Source organism: Amycolatopsis sp. cg13, from assembly GCF_041346965.1.
GTDB lineage: Bacteria > Actinomycetota > Actinomycetes > Mycobacteriales > Pseudonocardiaceae > Amycolatopsis.
This window is the reverse complement of sequence record NZ_CP166848.1, coordinates 3,841,050-3,862,756: the sequence shown is the minus strand read 5'-3', so window position 1 is coordinate 3,862,756 and position 21,707 is coordinate 3,841,050. Positions and strand designations below refer to the sequence as shown.

The 21,707-nt window shown below is 68.0% G+C and carries 20 protein-coding genes; 2 read left to right on the top strand and 18 right to left on the bottom strand.

Annotated features, from left to right (window positions below):
* Positions 1-57: 57 nt before the first annotated feature.
* Positions 58-444, bottom strand: coding sequence for a GntR family transcriptional regulator (locus AB5I40_RS17625; protein ID WP_370939598.1), 387 nt, complete (start codon positions 442-444; stop codon positions 58-60).
* The gene (locus AB5I40_RS17620; protein WP_370939597.1) at positions 445-1,173 is read right to left on the bottom strand and encodes a hypothetical protein; all 729 of its coding nucleotides are present in this window, start codon (positions 1,171-1,173) and stop codon (positions 445-447) included.
* 349 nt (positions 1,174-1,522) lie between these two features.
* Here AB5I40_RS17620 and AB5I40_RS17615 point away from each other — a divergent pair, with 349 nt between their 5' ends.
* Positions 1,523-2,821 (top strand): PucR family transcriptional regulator, encoded by a 1,299-nt coding sequence (locus tag AB5I40_RS17615; RefSeq protein ID WP_370939596.1) that lies wholly within the window; start codon positions 1,523-1,525, stop codon positions 2,819-2,821.
* Positions 2,822-3,163: 342 nt separating this feature from the next.
* On the opposite strand, the gene AB5I40_RS17610 is transcribed toward AB5I40_RS17615, so the two are convergent.
* Entirely contained in the window at positions 3,164-4,708 is a 1,545-nt protein-coding gene (locus AB5I40_RS17610) for a DUF6801 domain-containing protein (RefSeq protein WP_370939595.1), read from the bottom strand.
* 229 nt (positions 4,709-4,937) lie between these two features.
* On the opposite strand from AB5I40_RS17610, the gene AB5I40_RS17605 reads away from it, so the two are divergent.
* The gene (locus AB5I40_RS17605; RefSeq protein ID WP_370939594.1) at positions 4,938-5,888 is read left to right on the top strand and encodes an RCC1 domain-containing protein; all 951 of its coding nucleotides are present in this window, start codon (positions 4,938-4,940) and stop codon (positions 5,886-5,888) included.
* Positions 5,889-5,935: 47 nt separating this feature from the next.
* On the opposite strand, the gene AB5I40_RS17600 is transcribed toward AB5I40_RS17605, so the two are convergent.
* The 15 genes from AB5I40_RS17600 to AB5I40_RS17530 form a co-directional block, all read right to left on the bottom strand.
* On the bottom strand, positions 5,936-6,547 hold the full coding sequence (locus AB5I40_RS17600) for a DUF6801 domain-containing protein (RefSeq protein WP_370939593.1): 612 nt from the start codon (positions 6,545-6,547) through the stop codon (positions 5,936-5,938).
* Positions 6,548-6,877: 330 nt separating this feature from the next.
* Entirely contained in the window at positions 6,878-7,513 is a 636-nt protein-coding gene (locus tag AB5I40_RS17595; protein WP_370939592.1) for a hypothetical protein, read from the bottom strand.
* 34 nt (positions 7,514-7,547) lie between these two features.
* Positions 7,548-8,018: a hypothetical protein gene (locus tag AB5I40_RS17590; RefSeq protein WP_370939591.1), complete on the bottom strand. Its 471-nt coding sequence runs from the start codon at positions 8,016-8,018 to the stop codon at positions 7,548-7,550.
* A gap of 605 nt (positions 8,019-8,623) precedes the next feature.
* On the bottom strand, positions 8,624-9,151 hold the full coding sequence (locus AB5I40_RS17585) for a hypothetical protein (protein WP_370939590.1): 528 nt from the start codon (positions 9,149-9,151) through the stop codon (positions 8,624-8,626).
* 134 nt (positions 9,152-9,285) lie between these two features.
* Entirely contained in the window at positions 9,286-10,491 is a 1,206-nt protein-coding gene (locus tag AB5I40_RS17580; RefSeq protein WP_370939589.1) for an MlaD family protein, read from the bottom strand.
* Positions 10,491-11,537, bottom strand: coding sequence for an MCE family protein (locus tag AB5I40_RS17575; protein ID WP_370939588.1), 1,047 nt, complete (start codon positions 11,535-11,537; stop codon positions 10,491-10,493). Before AB5I40_RS17575 ends, AB5I40_RS17580 begins: the two co-directional genes overlap by 1 nt.
* Entirely contained in the window at positions 11,534-12,532 is a 999-nt protein-coding gene (locus AB5I40_RS17570) for an MCE family protein (protein ID WP_370939587.1), read from the bottom strand. Before AB5I40_RS17570 ends, AB5I40_RS17575 begins: the two co-directional genes overlap by 4 nt.
* Positions 12,529-13,512, bottom strand: a complete 984-nt coding sequence (locus tag AB5I40_RS17565; protein WP_370939586.1) for an MCE family protein — start codon at positions 13,510-13,512, stop codon at positions 12,529-12,531. The genes AB5I40_RS17570 and AB5I40_RS17565 overlap by 4 nt, the downstream gene beginning before the upstream one ends.
* Entirely contained in the window at positions 13,509-14,510 is a 1,002-nt protein-coding gene (locus AB5I40_RS17560; RefSeq protein WP_370939585.1) for an MCE family protein, read from the bottom strand. The genes AB5I40_RS17565 and AB5I40_RS17560 overlap by 4 nt, the downstream gene beginning before the upstream one ends.
* A complete protein-coding gene (locus tag AB5I40_RS17555; protein WP_370939584.1) occupies positions 14,507-15,748 on the bottom strand; it encodes an MCE family protein in 1,242 nt (413 codons plus the stop codon). Before AB5I40_RS17555 ends, AB5I40_RS17560 begins: the two co-directional genes overlap by 4 nt.
* On the bottom strand, positions 15,745-16,587 hold the full coding sequence (locus AB5I40_RS17550; RefSeq protein ID WP_370939583.1) for an MlaE family ABC transporter permease: 843 nt from the start codon (positions 16,585-16,587) through the stop codon (positions 15,745-15,747). Before AB5I40_RS17550 ends, AB5I40_RS17555 begins: the two co-directional genes overlap by 4 nt.
* Positions 16,587-17,360, bottom strand: coding sequence for an ABC transporter permease (locus AB5I40_RS17545; protein WP_009074192.1), 774 nt, complete (start codon positions 17,358-17,360; stop codon positions 16,587-16,589). Before AB5I40_RS17545 ends, AB5I40_RS17550 begins: the two co-directional genes overlap by 1 nt.
* A 289-nt stretch (positions 17,361-17,649) precedes the next feature.
* Positions 17,650-18,453, bottom strand: a complete 804-nt coding sequence (locus tag AB5I40_RS17540) for an alpha/beta fold hydrolase (protein WP_370939582.1) — start codon at positions 18,451-18,453, stop codon at positions 17,650-17,652.
* The gene (locus AB5I40_RS17535) at positions 18,453-19,448 is read right to left on the bottom strand and encodes an LLM class flavin-dependent oxidoreductase (protein WP_370939581.1); all 996 of its coding nucleotides are present in this window, start codon (positions 19,446-19,448) and stop codon (positions 18,453-18,455) included. Before AB5I40_RS17535 ends, AB5I40_RS17540 begins: the two co-directional genes overlap by 1 nt.
* A 40-nt stretch (positions 19,449-19,488) precedes the next feature.
* Positions 19,489-21,612 (bottom strand): AAA family ATPase, encoded by a 2,124-nt coding sequence (locus AB5I40_RS17530; RefSeq protein WP_370939580.1) that lies wholly within the window; start codon positions 21,610-21,612, stop codon positions 19,489-19,491.
* Positions 21,613-21,707: the final 95 nt, after the last annotated feature.

Below are 21,707 nucleotides of genomic sequence, written 5' to 3'. Positions count from 1 at the left end.
TGCTGAAGACGGTTCACAGAACGGCGAAAACCGCGCTGGCCGGACGAACGCCCGGATTCACCGCGGCGGTGCGTCCAGGCTCGCCAAAGCCGCGCGCACGGCGTCGACGGCTTCGTCCGGCGTGACCCCGAGTTCCCGGCTGTGCCGGGCGTATTCGGCGGCCGCGTTGCGAAGCAGTGTGCCCGGATCCGGTCGTTCGGCCGGGCCGGTCACGACGGTTCCGCGTGCTCGTGCGGTGGTGACCCAGCCGGCGGTCTCAAGCTCGCGGTACACGCGGGCGACGGTCCCGGAGGCGAGCCCGAGGTCCCTCGAAAGCTGACGGATCGGCGGCAGACGGGCGTCCCTGGCAAGGGAGCCAGTCGTGATCGCGCGGACGATTTGGTCGTGCACCTGACGCCAAGGCGGAACCCCGCTGTCGGCGTCGACCACTACTCGCAGCGGCATCTACCGCGCTGCCGTGGTTGTCGCGCGCTGCTTCGGCGGCGGGCCGACGATCGCGAGGAACGCGGCGACGGTGACCACGAACGCGAGGAATGTGGCGAGGTTCCCGATCGTCGTCCAGCCGAGCGTGGCAGCCGTTCCGGTGCCGAGCCCGAGAGCGACGCGGGCGCTGCGAACGCGCAGTGCCAGGTCGACTTCCGGGTCGCCGGCGGCCGGACGCCGCACCGCGAGGAGCACGATGATCCACGACACCGCGGCCGCGCCGACGGTCACCGCGAGCGGGCCCCATTGCCGCAAAACGGCGAGATGCACGACGGCGGCGACGGTGGCGATTCCCGAGACGATGACCGTCCACAACGGAGCGAAATCGAGCACGCCGCGCGGTGCGAGCACGGCTTCCCTGCGGGATGCCCGCGAGGGACGCTGCGCGAGGATTTCGGCGGCGAGCCCGCCGAGCAGCACCACGAACACCAGCGAGTTCGCGTTCCGTTCGCCGACGAGATCCGTCGCGCCCGGGATGAGCGGGAGGCCGAGGAACAGCCACGGGTACCAGAATCGCCGACGGCGCAGGTAGCGCACGGCCACCGACACCTGGTCGGCGGTCGGGTTCCGCACGCCCCATTTCGTGAGCAGCCGAACGCCTTGCTTCTCGCCTGGCCACAACGCGACGAGGATGATCAGCCCGAACAGACCGGTGATGCCCGCGACGGCGAGTGCCGAGTCGAGTTGCATCGTGGACCCCTCCCTCTTGTATCAAGCACATGCTACAAGAGGGCTGTCGACCTTGCCGGGTGACGCTCTGTGGTCGCTTTCGCTGCCTGCTGGGTCACCCCTGAAGGCAGGCACCCGGGTTCGCCCGTTCGTACGCACTGCGTAGCGCGCCTGGTGGTGTGTTGTCGCGATGTGCCGCTCTGACCTCGTGAACTTGTCACGAACGTGACAAGAAATCGGTTTCTTCGGCGACTTGTGACACATTTGGCGTTGGCTTTTCGATGTGTCGGGTGTCACCCCTCAATGGATGCGGGGGCTTTCGGCGGTGCCGAGGTGCCGCCGGGGACCGGGGCGGAGCGAAGGAGCTGCGATGTCGGTGGAGCGGGGACTCGATCACGCTGTGCCGTCGGCTGCGCTGCCGCGCAAACTCGCCGAGATCCTGCGGCCCGAGCTGGCGAGCCTGTCCGCCGAGATCGTCGACGAAATCCGCGCGACGATCCCCGCCTACGCGCGGCCGCTCGACGGTCCGTACGGGAGATCGATCCGTGCGGGTGTCGAGTACGCGATCACGTTGTTCGTCGCGCAGATCGCCGACCCGAGGGCGTCGAAGGAACAGTCGCACGAGGTGCACCATCGGCTCGGTCAGAACGAGATGCGGGAAGGACGGAGCCTCGACACCCTGCAGTCGGCCTATCGCGTGGGCGCGCGCGTGTCGTGGCGCCGGATCATGCGCGTCGGACGGCGGGCTGGTCTTTCGTCGGCAGTGATGTCGCAGCTGGCTGATGCCATGTTGGCGTTTATGGACGAATTGGCGTCTGTCGCGCTGGATGGCTACTTAGAGGCGAAAGCCCGCACCGCCGGCGCGTTGGACACTTGGCGGCGACGGTTGCTTGGCGTCTTGCTGGAGGTGCCTGCTGCTCCGCCGAAGGCGATTGCGGAGCTGGCGCAGCTCACCGGTTGGGCCGTGCCGGAACAGGCGTCGCCGATTGCCGTCCATTCGCCGCTGAACGGCAGGGCCCGCCGGCACGCGACGTTGGACTCCGACGTCCTGGCAGACCTGGACTCCGCCGAGCCGTGCATCGTCGTCCCCGGCGCGGTTAATGGTGCGCGACTGGCGACACTCCAGGCAGCGCTACCGAATTGCCGGTTGTCCGTCGGGCCGTGTGTTCCGTTGGCCAGCCTCGCCGATTCCTTGCGCTGGGCCCGACGGGCACTGGTTCTCGCCGATAGGGGGCGAATCCCGGCCGAGCGGGTGCTCCGCGCGGAGGAACACCTCGCTGCTCTGCTGGTGCATTCGGATGGTGCGCTGACGGAACTCCTCCGTGCCCGGCTGTTTGCTCCCTTGGCGGATATGACCGACAAGCAGCAGGATCGCTTGCTCGAGACATTGCGCGCTTGGCTCGACAGCCAGGGGAACGTCGTCGAGATTGCCGAGCGTCTGCAAGTCCATCCGCAGACGGTGCGATACCGCATGCGCCAGCTGCAGGCGACGTTCGGCGAGCTGCTGCGAGATCCGGCTGCGCGGTTCGAAATGGAGCTGGTCCTGCGCGCGGCCGCGCCCGAGAACCTGCGGGCAGAACTGCTTTGGCCGACACCGCTCAAGAGCGCGAGCGTGGTGCCGGCCAGTCGACGGCCCAGCTCGTACGAGGACGCGAAAAGCCGCGGCTGACCAGTGGAATCCCGGCTGTCGCCGAAAAACGGCGAAACGTCGGCGAGCGCCTCTCGAAGCCGGGTTGACGTGCTTCGGGTCGGCCGCGGCTGAGTTGGGGTAATGCGGACTGGCTGCGGTTGAGTCGGCGGCAGCTGGTTGTGTCGCTGGCTCGCCGACGGTGCGGTGGATGGCGGTTGGCCAGGTCGGTGGGGGCGAGGGTGCCGCTGGTTCGGTGGTCCAGCGTCGGATGGGCGAGCGGTCGAAGCGACGTTGTGCTTTGTTGGCGGCGAGGATTCGCCGTTCTGCGGCCAAAGCCCGTCAGAGCATTGTGGGGCGGCGTTGGCTGAAAGGCGGTGTTTGTCAGTTCGGGCGGGGAGACGGGGAGCCGGCCGTGACGGGATGGTTCGTTCTGGAGTCAGGGGTCGGCGGGGTTGTCTCTGTCCCGGTGTTGGGTGTCCGTCCGGTGTTGGGCGTGGTGTTCGGTTTGGGGGTCGAGCCCGGCGGGGTCGGGGGCGGCGGGCACTGGGGGTGGTTCGGCTTGGTGCATTCGCCGAAGTTGACGGCGACGACCTTGGCCTGGTTGATGTTCGTCGTGGTGGAGGCAATGCCGGTCAGCAGGGGGTTGAGCGGTTCGGCGACGCCGCAGTGGACGAACGGGGGCAACGTGAAACCGCGGTAGTCGGGGTCCGGCGCGTTCGGGTCGGTGCCGACGGTGCCGCCTTGCAGTGCGTTGTACGGGCCGAAAAGGTTGAGGGAAATCGGCGAGGCAGAGACGCAGTCCGGGCCGAGGTCAAGGGGGACGCCGTTGACCGTCGCGTTGCTCATCCTGGCCATGACCTTGACGTGAGTGGTCAGGATGGTCTCGCCGGGCGGTGCGCTGAGCTGCGCGTTGAGCTCGATCAGCTTGGCGTGGTGGTAGTCGGCGGGGAGAAACTCGACCGTGGCGCTCACCGGCACGAAGCCGAAACCCAAGAAGGTCGCCGTGACCGGCTTGAAGCCGACGGACCCCGTGATCGTGCTCGGATCGTGCTGGATGCCGTTGTCGTCCAGCACAATCGTCCAGACTCCGTTGAGCAGGCCGGTCGGTTTGCTGGTGACGGTCGCGCCCACCCGGTAGATCGACGAATTGGCGACGATTTGCACCAGGTTCAGCGGCGTCACGATGGTGAATCCGCCGCTGTCTTGCGGGGCAGCTTCGTTGCGCGGCGCGCCGGGCGGCGGGGTGTTCGGGTTGCCGGTGCTTGGTTTGGCGGGAGCTGGGGCGACGAGGATCGAGGCCAGCGTGGTCTTCTGGTCCGGGGCCAGAGTGCACCGGACTGGCGTAGCCTCGGTGGTGGCTTCGCTCGCCGGTTTCAGGGCGATGGCCGGGGCACCGACGTCGAAGGTGACTTCGCCGGGGGCGGTGATCGCCTGGTCCGGCAAGTCTGCGGTCGCGGTGAACTGGACGTCGCCGTTTTCTGGCAACGGCGTCGGCGCGATTGTGAACGGCGCGGGGATCGCGGTGCTTTTGTCGCCTTGATGCGCGGTCAGGTCCAGGGTCAAGCCGCCGCGGAGGCTGGTGGCGGGGGCCGGTGCCAACTGGGTCGCGACGGCGCGAGGAAGCGTGAACGACGCGGTCAGGGAACGGAATTTGACCGCGGAGCCGACAGTCGCCGTCGCGGGCAGGGTGGCGGTCGTCTTGAGAGTGATCCGCTGAGGGCCGGCGGGGGCGGCGAACGGGCAGTCGAGGGCGACGTCCGCGGATGCTTGTTGTTCGCCGGGCGACGGTGGGGCGGCCGGGGGTGTCGTGTCGGTCGCGGCGGAGCTGATGCCGGTGAGGCCGCCGGTTCCGATCGAGAGGGCGGCGAGGATCGCCAGCGCGGTGAAGGTCGTGCGGCGGGCAGTCAGTCTGCGGAGTGCTGGCATTGAGACGCCCTCCTCGCCCGCGGGGAATCGTTCTCGAGCGAAGTTACCGGTGGGTTTACCAGGCGGGCAAGAGGGGCGGCCGCGGCGGTGGATTTCCCTTGGCGGGGCAGGGTTTTCTTATGCTCGCGGGCTAGTTCGGGGCGGTGTTTTCATCGGAATCTGACAAAGAATCCGCGCGCCCGCCGACGGCTGCGAGTATCGCCGGAAAAGTGCGGAGAAAGGGGCTGCGATGGCGACCGGATACAGACGGTGGAGCAGGGCCGCGGCACTCGTTGCCGCGGTCGTCGCGCTCGGGACAGGCGAGGTGACCGCGGCTGCCGCGAGTGAACCGCAGTTGACGGCGGCGAACGGTGTCTACGCATGGGGGGTGACGAACGCGATTCTCCGGACGCCGGCGACAGTCTCGTCCGGCGTGTCCGCGGTGTCGGCTGGGGGACTGGTCGCGCTGGCACTTAAGAACGGTGGCGTGATCGCCTGGGGGGACAACAACTTCGGCGAGACCGAGGTGCCCGCGGACCTCGCGTCCGGGACGAGTCAGATCGCCGCCGGCTGGACGCACGGGCTCGGCCTCAAGGGCGGCAAGGTGTATGCGTGGGGGAACGACTGGTACGGCCAGACTGATCTTCCGCCAACGGTGTCCAGCGGCGTGACGGCGATTTCCACCAGTTCGGTGCACAGCCTCGCGTTGCTGCAGAACGGCCAGGTCGTGAGCTGGGGCAGCCGGTCGGATGTGCCGGACTTCGCGCAGTCGGGCGTCGCCGCGATCTCGGCGGGCGGGGACCACAACCTCGTGCTGAAGAACGGCAGCGTACTGGCGTGGGGCAACAACACCTACGGCCAGGCAACGGTTCCGGCGGCGGCACAATCCGGGGTGACGGCGATCTCGACCGGGTTCGAGCACAGTCTCGCGCTCAAGAACGGCGGCGTGCTTGCTTGGGGGCGCGACAACGTCGGCCAGACTGACGTGCCGCCGGCGGCGACGAGCGGGGTGGTCGCGATCGACGCGGGATGGAACCACAGTTTCGCGTTCAAGGCGGACGGGTCCGTCGTCGGCTGGGGCAACAACACCTACGGCCAGGCGACCGTGCCTCGGCCGCCGATCTGCGGGCCGGTCGTCAGCGGGTCCGCGGGCGACGAGTTCAGCCTGGTGGTGACGGACCGTTCGATTCCCTGCCACTGAACCGACAACGGAGGGACGGCACTCGGCCGCCCCTCCGCCGGAATCGGTCAGGAGATGGTGCCCGACGGGCTGAAGCTGGTGCCCGACGCGGCGGTGCACTGCATGGTCCAAGGAGTCCAGCTGCCGTCGGACGCCTTGTGGAACTCGAGTTGCGCCGACAGCGCCGTGTCGAGGCCGAACGTCACCGTGCCGGGGCTGGCGGGCGCGGTGTAGGTCGGGATCGACGACGTCGACGTCTGCGCGATGTTCACCGTGATCGCGCCGCCCGCCGGGTAGATCTGTTCCGGGATCTGCAGGCCGGAGGCGTCCGACGGGGAGAGCGAACCGTTGTCGACGGTGATCGGGACGTCGGCGGTGCCGCGGATTCCGTCGTAGCCCGCAGCCGTGAGCAGCGCGTGGACCAGTGCGGTGATGGTCGCGGTGCCGGAAACGTTGGTCGGGGTCGTGGTGCCGTTCACGGGGATCGTGTCCGGGCCGTTGAACTGCGCGGTGACCGACACGTTCTGCGCCGGGATGGCCGGGAACGTGCAGCTGTAGGTCGCGGGGCCGGCCTGGTAGGTCGCGGTGGCGGCCGAGGCCGTGCCCGCGGTCAGGATCGCGATCGCGCCTACGGCGACGCCGGTCATCACGCCGGTGGACAGTTTGCTGAGCCGGGGCATACCATTCTCCTTAGATCGGACTGCAGTTTTCGCGGCGATCCTGCGCAGTGGGGACGGAGGTTTCCGCGGATTCCGTTCCGGGACATTCGCCGGGAACGGGGATCGGCTCGGTAAGGAATCCCGGCCGCGAGCCCAAGGTTACCCGTGAGTTCAGTCGACAACAACCCTGCTCCGCGCCTGGTTCACAGGTCGGCAACTGGACCGATTCTTTTGTCAGCGGCGGCGCAAACAGTATCGGCGTTTCGTGCCGGCGTGACAATTAATTCAAGATCAGGTATGCGAAAAAGGAGTACCGGAAAGGTGTCCGGTACTCCTTTTTCCTGCGGTTGATCAGTTCTTCGAGGTCAGGGTCAGGGATATCGTGTTGTCCGGTCCGGACACCAGTGCGCCGAGCGCGAGATCGGCGATGAAGCAGTTCTTGAAGTCCGGAATGGTGTAATTTCCGGTGAGCGTGATCGGCTTGGTGATGTCGACGTTCGCCGCGCTCAGGGTCAGGTCGATCGGCTTGACGGTCGTGCAGCTGCCGGGCACGGTCGGCACCGGGAAGACCGGCACGATCGGGCCCGCCCAGATGTCGCTGATCTCCATGTTCGCGGTTTCGTGGGTGGTGAGGGTGCCGTTCGCGAGGCTGCCGGTCGCGGGCGCGGTCGGGGTGACGGTGACCGTCGCCTTGATCTTGAAACCGCCGGCGAGCAGCGAAATGTGCGCGGTGGACGGCGGCAATTGCAGATTGGCGTTGAGGCCGACGGCTCCGGTTTGGTCGTCGACCAGGAGATTTCCGGCGAGAGTTCCGGGGCCGAGGTCGAGCGTGCTGCCGGTCTTCTTCACGACCGTGCTGCCCGTCACTGAATAGGAGATCGGAATGGGTATTTCGGTCGCCGATGCGGGAACGGCGGAGGCGAGGCTGACCGCGGTCGCGGCGGCCGCTGCGAGCACGCCGATTCGGGCGATCCGGGAAAAGGGCATGACGGTACTCCTTCGGCGGTGAGGAAACAGAACTTCATCGGGGCGCGAGATCGGTGACGTACCAGTTTCCGGCAATCCGCTGTGCGGTGACGGACAGTTGTGCCGCGGCGGTTTCCGGAGTGGCGGAATTCCCCCTCGTGGCGGACTGGTCGAGGAAAACGAGCAACTGTGCGTTGTTTTCGGTGAGTTGCTGGACGGACGTGGCGGAGACTCGCGAGGTGAGCGTCAGTTGTTGGCCCGGGGCCATCGTGCGGACCTGGGCGAAGAGCTTCTCGTAGGAATCGCGGGCGTGGCCGCGCAGCAGGGTGGCGGCGGCGTTCTCGGTGACGCCGGTTTTGTCGTAGGTGTAGGAGAAGATCTTGTTGAGGGTGAGGCTGATGGCGGAGGTGACTTCGGCGGTGGCGGGTTGATCGGTCAGTGCGTGGTTTGAGGCGGCGGCGGACGCGGAGGTGGAGCGGGCTTCGACGGTGCACCAGACGCCGGCGGCGGTGAGGAGGGCGGTCAAAGCCAGGAGGAGTGCTGGGAGGCGGCGGGCTTTCGTGGGTTCGGGGTCTGGGGGAGGTGGGGTGGCGGGGGAGGGGATTGGCTCGGCGTCGAGTGGGTCGGCGGGGGAGAGGGTTGGCTCGGCGTCGAGTGGGTCGGCGGCCGAGGGTTGGGCGGGTTTGGCTTCAGCTTCGGATTCGGGTTCGGAGAGGGGAGTTTGGACTGGCTTGGCGGCGGTGAGTGGTTGATCTGGGATGGAGGTTGGTGCGGACTGCTCTGGAGTTGAGCCGGTCGGTGACGGGGCGGCTTCCGCGGTGGTGGGCGGGTGAGCGGCTGTGCTGGCTGGCTGGGTGGTTTCGGCTGCGGTACACGCCTCGCCAGTATTGGCTGGCTGGATGGCGTCGGCTGCGGTAGGCGGCTGGCCGGTGTTGGTTGGCTGGATGGCGTCGGCTGCGGCAGACGCCTGGGCCGTCTCAGCTGGTTCGGTCGCGGCAGGCGCGGGGCGCGTACTGGCTGCACCCGGCCGAGCGGCCTCAGCGGAAGCAACGATCGGGTCGCCGGATGAGGTTGTGCCAGCAGGGAAATCGGCCGATCCGGTGCGGGACTTCGACCTGCGCGGGGTGAGTTTCATGATCCGGCGACCCCCAACTGTTCCAGGGTGCTGAGTTTCCAGCCTGACGCTGTACGGGTCAGGGTCGCGGCCAGGCGAGTCCGGCGGATGGGCTCGGTGGCGCCGTCCTTGGCCACGGTGATTTCCACTGACGCGAGGAGTCTCGCGGTACCGGCTTCGGCGTCCAGGTCGGAGAGGCCGGCGTCTAGGACGTGGCCGGTCGTCGTGGAGCCGTCGGGTGGGACGTTGCTGGGCAGGGTTGTTTGGAGGGCGCCGGTTGTCGCGGCTTGCCAGCGGGTCAGATCTTGGTCGCGGTGGTGGGGGTCGAAGGTGGTCACTGTGGCGATCAGGGTGCGGCCCGCTGCCACGGCCTCGTCTCTGGTGGCGCCTGCGGTTGAGGTGGGGGCGGTCGCTGCGGTGTGCCACGACCAGGCTGACCAGGCGGCGAAAGCGGTGGCTGCGGTCAGGGCGATTCCGGCGGCCCACGTCAGGGTGCGGCGGGATTTGGGGGTCGAGGATGCGGTGGCGGGGGTCGAGCTGTCCACGTCGGCGGAAGCTGGGGCAGAGGTGGTGGAGTCATCGATGGCCGCGGGACGTTCGGAGTCGCCGATGGGAAGCGAATCGTCAACCTCAGCACCAGAAGCGACCTCACCGGAAGAAGCCACCTCCGGTGACAACCTCAGTTTCCCCGGCGTAGCCACAGCATCTCCTCCAGATCGGTCGACGTCGGAAGCCCGCCAGCCACCCCGGCGAGACCGCCGGGCTTGGCCGGTTCCGGCACCCCGGCATGCGGGGCGTTCTGCGAACCGCGCACTGACGACGGATCCCCGGCGGGCAGGGTGCAGGCGGCGGACGTGTTGAACGGGAGCACCGGCAGTTCCGCGCTGCTGCGGTACTTCGTGCTCTCGTAACCCTTCCGGCACGGCGGCGGGTCGAAGAACGTCAAGGCCAGCGACAGCTTCCCGCCGTCGGGGGTGATGGCCGACGACGTCGCGGCCACGGTTTTCGGCAGGGTCACCAGCAGTTGCTCAAGACCGTCGGTTCGGGCGCTGAAGACGTCGGCCGTCGTGAGCAGGTTTGCCATCAGGATGGGCAGGCCGGGGCTGGTGTCCCGCAGCAAGCCCGTCACCTGGGTAGCGGCTGGCGGGACGGTGGCGATCAGTTTCCGCAGGTCGCCGTCGGAGGACGCTAGCTGCGAGGCGAACAGGCGGGCGTTTCGGCTGAAGTCTCGCCACGCGGTCGAGGAGGCGGCTTGGGTTTTCAGGACCGTCGAGCCGTCGTCGATGAGTTTTACTGTCGAGGGCAGGTGGGTGGAGGCGGAGTTCGTGAAGGATCTCGCGGTGTCCATCAGCAGTTGCAGATCTGGGCCGCTGCCTTGTAATGCGTTGTCGAGTTCGTTCACGACCGTGCGCAGGTCTTCTGTCGGGACCGAAGCGGTCAGTGAGTCCACATCGGACAGGAAAGTCTGCACGGGAAGCGGCAGGGCGGTGGCGCTGCGGGGGATTACGCTGCCGTCCTCCAGAAAAGGCCCCTGGTCCGTGGAAGGTTGCAGGTCGACGTATTGCTCTCCGACCGCAGAACGGTTCGCGACGATTGCGCGGGAGCGTGACGGGATCGGCGGGGCGGAGGTGTCCAGCAGCAGGTCCGCTTCCATACCGTGGTCGGTCAGGCGCAGGTGGCCGATCCGGCCGACGGCGACGCCTCGGTAGGTGACCTCGCCGTTGGTGAAGATGCCGCCGCCTTCCGAAAGCTCCAGGCGGACGGTGTAGGTGCCGGCACCGAGAAGGCGTGCGATTCCGGCGTATTTCGCGCCGACGAAGGAAGTCGCCGCCAGCGCGACTATCACGAAGGCGATGACCTGGACCCGGATCCGTCTGGTGAGCATCAGCGGCCCCCAGCCGAAAGGGTCGGGAGACCTGGTGGGACGCCTTGGCCAGGTGGCGGCAGCGCCACGCCGGAGCCGGGGACCATCGAGGCGTAGACGTTCACGTAGTCGCCCTTGATCGCGTCCAGCACGGGGTCGGTGAACGGGAACGAGGGCAGGATTTCCAACGCCTTCGGCAGGTTTTGCCCGGCATCGGCCAGACGGCGCAGGATGGGGGCGAGTGCGCGCAGGTCGGCGGCGAGGTCGTCTCGGCTCTTGTTCGTGACATCGGTGGCCACTGTGGACAGTTGGTCCAGCGATTGCAGCATCGTCACCAGTTGCGGGCGCTGGTCGGTGAGGGTCTTCAACCCGGGCGTCAGGTCGGTGAGGGCGTCGGCGATTTGGGAGTTTCGGTCGGCCAGCGTCGCGGAGAGATGATTCAAGCCGTCCAGTGCGGCGGTGATGTCGCGGCGGTGGGCGTCGAGGTTCGTCATCAGCTGGTTGACTCCGGCGAGGAAGCTGCGGATCTCCTCCTCGTTGCCGTCCATGGCTTTCGTCAGTTCGCGGTTGATCGTCTGCAGCTGACCGATTCCGCCGCCGTTGAGCAGCAGCGACAGCGCGCCGAAGATCTCCTCGAACTCCGGGTTCCGGTTGGTTCGCGACACCGGGATGACGGCCTTGTCGCCCAACTGGCCGGACGGCGAAGTGACCGGCGCGGCCAGTTCGACGAATTTCTCGCCCAGCAGTGACGATTGCCGCAGGCGGGCGACGGCATTCGCGGGCAGGTGGACGTCGCCGTTGACGGCCAGGACGGTTTCGGCGGTCCAGCCGTCGGAGCCCAGCCGGATCGATTGGACGCGGCCGACGGGGACGTCGTCCACCTTCACCGCGGCCTGCGGGACCAGGTCCAGGACATCGGCGAACTGGACGGTGATCTCGTACGGATGCGCGCCGAGGTCCGCGCCGCCGGGCAGCGGGAGGTCGTAGACGCCGTGGAAACCGCTGGGTGCCGCACAGCCGGCGAGCGTGCTCACTGCCAGTACGAGGAAAAGCCGTCGTGCCTTCATCGGCCGCCTCCCGTCACGGCCACGTCCGTTGCCGGCAGCGGCAGGTACTCAAGCAGATTCGAGCGGCCCTGCAGCCGTCCGGTGGCCGGATCGACCGCGTTCAGCACGTTCTGGGCGGCCAGCGGGGCGACGTCCAGCGCCTCGGCCAGCGAGGCGCGCTGGTCGACCAGGATCTGCGTCGTCTTGGCCAGTTTGTCTACATTGGACTTTATCGCAGCCCGGTTGTCCCGGATGAAGCCCTGGACGGACGCGAGCGCGCTGGCTAGCGAGCGCAGCGCGTCAGAGAGCTCAAAGCGGTTCGCGGCGAGGGTGTCGGACACCTTGGCCAGCTGCTGGTTCACGTCCGCGACCTGGTGGTCGTTCGTGGCGAGCATGGTGGTGAACTTCTGCAGCTCGTCGACCGTGCCGAACAGGTCCGAGGAGTTGCCCGCCAGCGTGCGCGCGAGGCGGGCGAAGTCGCGGACGGAGGTGTTCAACGCCTTGCCGTTGCCGTCCAGGTTCGCCGCGCCCGTTCGCAGGAGATCCGACAACGCGCCGTTGGAGTTCGCGCCGTTCGGGCCGAGTGCTTTGCTCAGCGTGTCCAGGCTCGAGTACAGCTGGTCCAGCTCCACTGGCGTGCCCGTGCGGTCGGTGCCGATCACCGCGCCGTCGGCCAGGCGCGGGCCGTTCCGGGCGAGTTTGCCCAGTTGGACGTAGCGGTCCGCGACTACGCTCGGCGCGATGACCAGCGCCGTGGTGTCAGCGGCGACTGGGATGTGCGGATCTACCGATAAGTCGACACGGACCTGCTCGCCTTGCGGCAGCACCGCGGTGACCTCGCCGACCTTCACCCCGAGCACCCGGACGTCGGATCCGCTGTAGACACCGACGGCTCGCGAAAAGTACGCCGTGACGCGGTATCGGCCGGATCCGGAGAACACCCACCACATGACGCCGCAGATCACCAAGGCCATCACCAGCAGGAAGACGACGAAACGGTAGGTGCGCGCGGTCATTTCGCGCCTCCCTTCGGCGGGGTGCACGGATCGCGGTTCTCCGGGATGAGGCCGCACAGGTAGCTGTCGAGCCAACGGCCGTTGCCCGCCGTGTTGTTCAGCACGCGGAAGTACGGTCCGGCGAGCTTGAGGCTTTGCGTCAGGTTCGCGTCTTGGCGTTGCAGCAGGTCGGTGACCTGGTCGAGCTGCTTCAACGCTGGCGCGAGCTGCGCGGTGTTGTCCGAAACCAAGCCGGACAGCTGTTTCGCGAGCTGCTGGGTTCCCACGAGCAGCTGGTGGATCGCTTCACGGCGGTGGTCCAGTTCGGTGAGCAGCAGGTCGCCGTCTTTGACGAGCTTCTCGAAGTCGTCGTTCGAGTTCGCGAGCGTGGTGGTCAGTTTGCGTGCGTTGGCCAGCAGTTCGGCGATCTCGTTGTCGCGCGACGAGACCGTTTTCGACAACGCGCTGAGCCCGTCGAGCGCGGTGCGGACGTGCTGCGGCGAGTTGCGGAAGGTGTCGCTGATGGTGGAGAAGCTGGTCGCGAGCTGTTTCGTGTCGATCGCGCCCGCCGTGTCGGCGAGGCCGTTGAACGCGTCGGTCACGTCGTACGGGGTCACCGTGCGGTCGCGCGGGATCGGCTGGTCTGGGTTCTGTTCCCCGCGGCCGGACGGGTCGAGGGCGAGGAACTTCCGGCCCAGCAACGTTTTGATCTTGATCTGCGCCGACGTCCGATCGCCGATCCAGGCGTTCTTCACCCGGAAGCTGACCAGCACGTGGTCGTCGTCCAGGTCCACCCGGGACACCTCGCCGACCTTGATCCCGGCGATCCGCACCTCGTCGTCCGCCTGCAGCCCGGCGGCCTCGCCGAATTCGGCCTGGTAGGTGGTGCCGCCGAGGAACGGCAGGTTGTTGTAGTTCAGCGTGCCGGTGAGGATCGCGGCCAGCGCGACGCTGCCGACGATTCCCAGCACGAGCGGATTGCGCTCCCGGAACGACTTCACGCGCCACACCTCGCCGCGGTCGCCGGCACGCCTCGCGGCGGAGTCGTTTCCAGAACGGCGCTGCACAGGTAGAAGTTCATCCACGAGCCGTACGACCCGAGCGTGCCGATGGCGTTGAGCTTGCGCGGCAACGTGGTCAGTGCCTTGTCCACGTCGGCTTCCCCCTTGTTCAGGTTCCGGGTCAGCGCGTCGAGACCGGAGATGCTGTCCTTCAGGCCTGGGCGGATTTCGGTGAGCAGCCCGCTGGTGGACTGCGTCAGGTCGGCCAGCCCGGACACCGCGTCGCCGATCGCCGTGCGGTCTTCGGCGAGGCCGGACACGAGCTGGCGCAGGGTCGACACCAGCGTCGCGAGCGAATCTCCCTTGCCGTTCACCGTTTTCAGCACCGAGTTCAGATTGCCGATCACCTCGCCGATCACGCGGTCCCGGCTGGCCAGGGTGCTGGTGAGCGATCCGGTGTGCTGCAGCAGTTCGGTGACCGTTCCGCCTTCTCCTTGCAGCACTTGGACAATCTCGCCGGACAGGTCGTTGACGTCCTTGGGCGACAGGGCCTGGAAGAGTGGTTTGAAGCCGTTGAACAGGTCGGTCAGGTCGAGCGCGGGAGTCGTGCGGTCGAGAGGGATTTCGCCGTCTGGAGGCAACACCCCGGCGGCGGCGCGGGGGCGTTCCAGCGCGAGATAGCGCTGGCCGACCATGTTGCGGTACTTGATCACCGCGGTCACGTTGGCCGGCACCGTGCGGCCGTTCTCGAGCGAGAAGCTGACGTGCGCGCGGTTGTGATCAGTCACGCCGAGGTCTTCGATCTGCCCGACCTTCACCCCGGAAATCCGCACGTCATCGCCGACATTCAACGCGGTGGCATCGACGAAAGTCGCTCCGTACCGCTGGCTCCCGCCGACCGAACCGCCGGTGATCGACAACGCGAGAATGACCGTCGCGAGGACCGTGACCAGGATGAAGATCAAGCTTTTGACCAGGGGAGCGGCAAGGTTTCTCACTTCGCCGTCACCTCCGTTCCGCGGTAGAGCGGGCCGACGAGCACGCTGCTCCACATCGGCACGTCAGCGGTCGACATGCCCAGGGACGGCGCGATCAGCGGGGCCAGGAACTGTTGCTCCTGCGGGGAATTCGCGATGCCGAGGTCGCCGGTCGACGGCGTGGCCGCCGGAGTTCCGGCGCTCGGCACGACCCCGCTCGGGTAGCAGCGCGGGCCGGTCTTTTCGGTATACGCGGGCGCGTCCTTGCCCGGCACGTATTTCCCGCGCGACTGCGACACGGTGACCTCGACGTGCAGGCCGGGTTCCTTCGACCCAGCGCCGAGGATCCGGTCCATCGACGGTTTTAAGTCGGTGAGCGCCTGTAGAGTGCAAGGGAAGCTGGGGGAGTACTTAGCGCCGATTTCGAGCGGACGGCGGCTGTCGGAGGACAACGCGATGATGTTGTTCCGGTTCTGCCGCAGGAACGTCGTGAGGTCCTGCGACGACGTGGTGACCTGCTGATACAGCGAGCCGAGGTCCGTGCGCTTCGCGTCGACCGTGCCGAGGGTGACCGACGAATCGGTGAGCGCGTCGAGTAGATCGGGTGCGATGTCGCCGTACATCTGGGTGACGGTGGCGAGGTCGCGCACGTTTCTGTCCAGCTGCGGCAGGTTCGGGTTGAACCGCCGCAGGTAGTCCGACGCGGTCGCCAACGTCTGGCCCAGTTGTGCGCCGCGGCCTTGCAACGCCGTCGAAACCGCGGTCAGCGTGGTCGCGAGTTTCTGCGGCTGGACGGCTTTCAACACCGGCAGCAGGTTGTCGAAGACCCGCTCCAGCTCGATCGCGTTCGCCGACCGGTCCTGCGAGAGCACATCTCCGGCCTGCAACGGCCGCCCTCGGCCAGTGTCCGGAATGGACAGTTGCACGTACCGTTCGCCGAAGAGGGTCTTGGGCACCAGCAACGCGGAAACGTTGACCGGCAGCCATTTCACCTGCTCCGGGTCCAGCGCCAGCGAGATCTCCGCGCCGCCGCGGATCGCGTGCACGCCCCGGATCTCGCCGACCACGACGCCGCGCGCCTTCACTTGCCCGCCCGCGCGCAGCTGGTTGCCGACGCGATCGGCTTGCAGCGTCACCGGCACGGTGGTGGTGAAGTCCTTGTTGTAGATCTTCACCGTGAGCAGCACGAACGCCGACAGCGCCGCCAAGAACAGCACCCCGGCGGTGCGGACTCGGGTCTTGTGCCAGCGCCGGTTCATCCGGCCACCTGGACGGTCGTCGTGGCGCCCCAGATGGCGAGGCTGAGGAAGAAGTCCAGGACGCTGATCGCGACGATCGCCGTCCGCACCGCCCGGCCCACCGCGACGCCGACGCCGGCCGGACCGCCGCTCGCGCGGAAGCCGTAATAGCAATGCGCGAGCACCACGACGACGCTGAAGATCAGCACCTTCCCGAACGACCACAGCACGTCGCCGGGCGGCAGGAACAACAGGAAGTAATGGTCGTACGTGCCCGCCGATTGCCCGAAGCCCCACACCGTGACCTGCCGCGACGCGAGATACGACGACAACAGCCCCACGGCGTACAGCGGAATCACCGCGATGAACCCGGCGATCACCCGCGTGGTCACCAGATACGGCACGCTCGGGATGCCCATCACCTCGAGCGCGTCGATCTCCTCCGAGATCCGCATCGCGCCCAGTTGGGCGGTGAAGCCGCAACCGACCGTCGCCGACAACGCCAGCCCGGCCACCAGCGGCGCGATCTCGCGCGTGTTGAAGTACGCCGAAATGAACCCGGCGAACGCCGACGTGCCCACCTGGTTCAGTGCCGAATACCCTTGCAGCCCAACGACAGTCCCGGTCGCGACGGTCATCCCGACCATTACGCCGATCGTTCCGCCGATCACCGCCAGCGCGCCGCTGCCGAAGCTCACCTCGGCCAGCAGCCGGACAATCTCGCGCAGGTACCGGCGCACCGCGCGCGGCACCCAGCCGAGCGTGCGCAGGAAGAACAGGATCTGGTCGCCGAGGGTGTCGAGGAAGCCCAGCCTGCGGTCGATGGCTTCGAGCACGCGCGTCGGAGTCGGGGTGGCCATCAGCTTCCCTTCGGCGGCACGAGCTGGAGGTACACCGTGGTGAGGATCAGGTTCAGCACGAACAGCAGCAGGAACGTGATGACGACGGACTGGTTCACCGCGTCGCCGACGCCCTTCGGCCCGCCGCGCGGATTCAGCCCCCGATAAGACGCGACGACCGCCGCGACGAATCCGAACAGCAACGCCTTGATCTCGCTGATCCACAGGTCGGGAAGCTGTGCCAGCGCGGAGAAACTCGCCAGGTACGCGCCCGGCGTGCCGCCCTGCATGATCACGTTGAAGAAGTAGCCGCCGAGCACGCCGACCACGCTGACCATGCCGTTGAGGAACACCGCCACGCCCATCGCGGCCAGCACGCGCGGCACGATCAGGCGCTGGATCGGCGAAACTCCCAGCACCTCCATCGCGTCGATTTCCTCGCGGATGGTGCGGGAGCCGAGGTCGGCGCACATCGCGCTGCCGCCCGCGCCCGCGATGAGCAGCGCGGTCACGATCGGGCTGGCCTGCTGGATGATCGCCAGCACGCTCGCCGCGCCGGTGAACGACTGCGCGCCGATCTGCGTGGTCAGCGACCCGATGTGCAGCGCGATCACCGCGCCGAACGGGATCGACACCAGCGCGGTCGGCAGGATCGACACGCTCGCGATGAACCAGAACTGCTGCACGAGTTCACGGAACTGGAACGGACGGCGGAACGTCAGCCGGACGACGTCGAGCCCCAGTGCGTAAAGCCGGCCGGTCTGGTGCAGTGCCGCGGCGCCGGGAAACGCCATCGCCCGACCTCCCAGCAATTTCCGGGCACGGCGGAATGCCCGCCGAACGCCCGTTCCGGTGCTGATCCGTTTGGCGGATCGAGGCGGAAGGAAAGCGTCGGCGGGGTTACCGTGCGGTTTCGTTACTGGTCAGTACGCTAACGAGGGCCTTGCCCGCAGACAAGAACTTGCCCCGTCCTGCGGGGTCACGGCGTCGTAACCGCCGAATTCTTGTGCGGTTGTGACAACTGCCGGGAATGCGGTTGTCAGTGCCGGAAAATAAATACCGGTGCGGCGGTTTCCGGATGTTTCAGCGGGCGAGCCAGCGGTGCAGCGAAGCCGTCAACGCCTCGGGTGCGTCGAGTTGGATGAGGTGCCCGGCCGAACGGACCAATTCCAGTCCGGCGCCTGGGATCATCCCGGCGAGCCGGTGCGCGCGGTCGACCGGGATCCAGGTGTCCTCGGTGCCCCACACGACGAGCGTGGGCACGCTGATGTCGCGGTAGCGCGGTTCGATTTCGTCGGTGTACCGCTGATCGGCCTGCGCGATCTGCCGGTAGAACGCGGCCTGTCCCGCCGAACCGAGCCACGGCGTGACCAGCATGTCGTGCGCTTCGGCGGACAACGGACGGTGGGCGGCACCGGCGATGTACTCCCGCACCAGCGCTTCGTGCAGGTTCGGCGGCAGCTGCGCGAACACGTCCGCGTTCTCGGCCACCAGACGGAAGAATTCCGAACCCCACGGTGCCAGCGCGACGACGTCCACCAGCGCCAGCGACCGATAAGCCGCGCCGTGCAACAGAAACGCGCGCAGGCTGACCGCGCCGCCGTAGTCGTGCGCCACGACGTCCGGCTCTTCGAGACCCCAATGGCCCAGCAGCGCGGCGAACGTCTCGCCCTGCGCGGCCAGCGAAACGTCCTGGCCGTCCGCCATCGTGGAACTGCCGTAGCCCGGCATATCCCACAGGTACACGGTGAAGTCCTGCGCGAACGTCGAAGCGATCGGCTCCCACAGCTTCGACGACCACGGCGTGCCGTGACAGAACACGAGCGGCGGCCCCGCACCCTGCCGGGACCACCGCACCTGCTGCCCGCGCCAGTCGAAGACCTCCATCAACGCTTCAGGTCCGCGACGATCTCGTACGAACGCACGCGGTCCTCGTGACCGTGCACCATCGTGGTGATCATCAGCTCGTTCGCGTCGGTGTCGGCCAGCAGCTGGTCCAGTCCCTTCCGGACGCTCTCCGGCCCGCCGACGATGCTCGACCCGAACCGCTCGGCGAGGAACGCGCGGTCCATCTCGGTGTACGGGTACTCGGCGGCGTCCTCCGGCGTCGGCAGCGCGATCGGGCGGCCGCGGCGCAGGCTCAGGAAGGTCAGCCCGCTCGGCCCGGCCAGATACTCGGCGCGCTCGTCGGTCTCGGCGGCGATCACCTGCACGCCCAGCATCACGTACGGCTCGGAAAGCACCTCGGACGGACGGAAGTTCTCGCGATACAGCCGAACCGCCGGAATCGTGTTCTCGGCCGCGAAGTGGTGCGCGAAGGAGAACGGCAGCCCCAGCCGTCCGGCCAGCTGCGCGCTGAAGCCGGACGAACCCAGCAGCCACACCGGCGGCTTGTTGCCCTCGGCGGTGACCGCGTTGACGCCGCGCGCCGCGTCCGGCTCGAAGTAGGCGATCAGCTCCATCAGGTGCTCGGGGAAGTTCTCCGCGGACAGCCCGCCCGGCCCGCGCAGCGCGAGCGCGGTGCGCTGGTCGGTGCCCGGCGCGCGGCCGATGCCGAGGTCGATCCGGCCCGGGTGGAACGCCTCCAGCGTGCCGAACTGCTCGGCCACCACGAGCGGCGCGTGGTTCGGCAGCATGATCCCGCCCGAGCCGACGCGGATGGATTCGGTGGCGTCCGCGACGTGCCCGATCAGCACCGCCGTGGCCGAGCTGGCGATGCCGGGCATGTTGTGGTGCTCGGCGAGCCAGTACCGGTGGTAGCCCAGCCGCTCGGCGTTGCGGGCGAGATCGAGCGTGTTGCGCAGCGCCTCGCCGACCCCCTTCCCTTCGGAAACGGGGGAGAGGTCGAGCACGGACAGCGGCACGTCAGGCAGGGAGGTCACGTACAGCCGTAACGCGCGCGGCCGCGATTCCCTTCCCGCCTCACGCGTGCGGCAGCCAGTCCGGGTTCGAGGCGAGCACGATCAGCTGCTGCGTCGCGCGGGTGAGCGCGACGTACAGCACGCGCCGTCCGGTGGAGGACTCGGTGACCAGGTCCATGGGCTCGACCAGCACGACCGCGTCGTATTCGAGGCCCTTCGAATCGAGGCTGCCGACGACCTTCAGCCGCTCGTCGGTCTGCCCGGCGAGCCAGCCTTCGACCTCTTCGACGCGGTCCATGGCAGTGATCACACCGACCGTGCCCTCGACCGCGCCGAGCAGTTCCTTCGCCGCGGTCTGCGTCGCGGTCACCAGCGCGGCCTGATCGACCGGGCGGACCTCCGGCTCGATTCCGGTGGTGCGCACGGCCTTGGGCAGCTCGTCGGCCTGCGCGTGGCCGGCCACGACCTTCGCCGCCAGATCGAAGATCTCCGCCGAGTTCCGGTAGTTCGTGCGAAGCGTGAAGCGCCGCCGTGTGGTCTTCACGCCGAACGCCTGGTCACGGGCCTGTGCCGCCTCGTCCGGATCCGGCCACGAACTCTGCACCGGGTCGCCCACGACGGTCCAGCTCGCGTACTTGCCGCGACGGCCGACCATCCGCCACTGCATCGGCGAAAGGTCCTGCGATTCGTCGACGACCACGTGCGAGTACTCGTCGTAGTGCTCCGGGCGGTGCGGCGCGCCGCCGGAACTGCCGCGCTCAGGGGCCACCTCGACCACGGTCTGGCGACGGCGCCGCTTCGGCTCCGGCCCGACCAGCACGCGCAGCTCGTCCAGCAACGCGACGTCGGCCACCGACCAGCCGCGCGCGCGGTCCGCGAAATCGGCCGCCAGCAAGCTGATCTCGTTCCGGTTCAGGATGCCCTTCGACGCCGCGGCCAGCCGCTTCTCCGTGCCGAGCCACTTGAGCACCTGCGCCGGGTACAACACCGGCCACCACACGACGAGGAAGCGGTGGAAGTCGATGCGCTCGCCGAGATCGTTGATCAGCTCTGCGCGGTCGATCTCCTTGCCGTCCGCCTTCGCGTACTCCTCGGCCTTGTCCGCGAGCGCGGCCAGAAGTAGCTCTGCCACGCGTACGCGCGACCGGTTCGGCGGCGCGCCCTGCGTGTGCGCCTTGCGCCGTACCTTCTCCAACTCGCGCGCGGTGAGCTTCAGTACTTCGCCGCGGTAGACGATCTTCAGCTCTGTCGGCGCTTCGGGCGGGGTGTCGCGCAACGCGCGCAGAAGCACCTTTCGCATCCGAAGCGAACCCTTGATCGCGGCCAGCGCGGCTGTGTCCTGGCGCGTCGCTTCGAGACCGTCGAGCACTTCGCCGAGCGCGCGCAGTTCGACGTTCGTTTCGCCCATCGACGGCAACACGCGCGAGATGTACGTGGTGAAGACGCCCGAAGGGCCGATCACCAGCACGCCCGCGCCGCCGAGCTGACGGCGGTGCCGGTACAGCAGGTACGCCGCGCGGTGCAGCGCGACCGCCGTCTTGCCAGTGCCTGGACCGCCGGTGATCTCGGTGACCCCGCGCCACGGCGCGCGGATGACGTCGTCCTGTTCCTTTTGGATCGTGGCGACGATGTCGCGCATCTTCTCGCCGCGCGAGCGGCCGAGCGCGGCCATCAGCGCGCCCTCGCCGACGATCTGCATGTCCTCGGGCACGGCGTCGGCGATCAGCACGTCGTCGTCCACGTCCAGCACCGTCTGCCCGGAGCAGCGGATCACGCGGCGGCGCACGACGTCCATCGGCTCTTCGGCGGTGGCCTGGTAGAACGCGGCGGCGGCGGGCGCGCGCCAGTCGGTGACCAGGTTGTCGAACTCGGTGTCGCGGATGCCGAGGCGGCCCACGTAGATGTGCTCGCGGTCGAGGTGGTCGAGCCTGCCGAAGACCAGGCCCTCGTACTCGGCGTCGAGCGTCTGCAGGGTCTGGTTCGCGTGGTAGACCATCATGTCGCGTTCGAACAGCATCGACGCCTGCTCGAAGATCGCTTCGCGCTGGGCGCCTTGGCCCAGCTCGTAGCCCTTGGCCCGCATCGCCTCGGCCTGGGTCCGCAGCTCGGCGAGCCGCGTGTAGACCCGGTCGACGTGTGCCTGCTCGACGGCGATCTCAGCCCGTCTCACCCGGGGTTCCGACACGCAACGCTCCCTTGAACACCATGACCTCGCCTCTGGAGGGCGAAGGACGACTCTACGCGCCCGCGCGCGAGGGTTCGGCAAGTCCTGCCCAACGC

Coding starts and splice junctions, on each gene's coding strand:
- AB5I40_RS17625 (WP_370939598.1), bottom strand. CDS start 444: ATGCCGCTGCGAGTAGTGGTCGACGCCGACAGCGGGGTTCCGCCTTGG.
- AB5I40_RS17620 (WP_370939597.1), bottom strand. CDS start 1,173: ATGCAACTCGACTCGGCACTCGCCGTCGCGGGCATCACCGGTCTGTTC.
- AB5I40_RS17615 (WP_370939596.1), top strand. CDS start 1,523: ATGTCGGTGGAGCGGGGACTCGATCACGCTGTGCCGTCGGCTGCGCTG.
- AB5I40_RS17610 (WP_370939595.1), bottom strand. CDS start 4,708: ATGCCAGCACTCCGCAGACTGACTGCCCGCCGCACGACCTTCACCGCG.
- AB5I40_RS17605 (WP_370939594.1), top strand. CDS start 4,938: ATGGCGACCGGATACAGACGGTGGAGCAGGGCCGCGGCACTCGTTGCC.
- AB5I40_RS17600 (WP_370939593.1), bottom strand. CDS start 6,547: ATGCCCCGGCTCAGCAAACTGTCCACCGGCGTGATGACCGGCGTCGCC.
- AB5I40_RS17595 (WP_370939592.1), bottom strand. CDS start 7,513: ATGCCCTTTTCCCGGATCGCCCGAATCGGCGTGCTCGCAGCGGCCGCC.
- AB5I40_RS17580 (WP_370939589.1), bottom strand. CDS start 10,491: ATGCTCACCAGACGGATCCGGGTCCAGGTCATCGCCTTCGTGATAGTC.
- AB5I40_RS17575 (WP_370939588.1), bottom strand. CDS start 11,537: ATGAAGGCACGACGGCTTTTCCTCGTACTGGCAGTGAGCACGCTCGCC.
- AB5I40_RS17570 (WP_370939587.1), bottom strand. CDS start 12,532: ATGACCGCGCGCACCTACCGTTTCGTCGTCTTCCTGCTGGTGATGGCC.
- AB5I40_RS17555 (WP_370939584.1), bottom strand. CDS start 15,748: ATGAACCGGCGCTGGCACAAGACCCGAGTCCGCACCGCCGGGGTGCTG.
- AB5I40_RS17550 (WP_370939583.1), bottom strand. CDS start 16,587: ATGGCCACCCCGACTCCGACGCGCGTGCTCGAAGCCATCGACCGCAGG.
- AB5I40_RS17545 (WP_009074192.1), bottom strand. CDS start 17,360: ATGGCGTTTCCCGGCGCCGCGGCACTGCACCAGACCGGCCGGCTTTAC.
- AB5I40_RS17540 (WP_370939582.1), bottom strand. CDS start 18,453: ATGGAGGTCTTCGACTGGCGCGGGCAGCAGGTGCGGTGGTCCCGGCAG.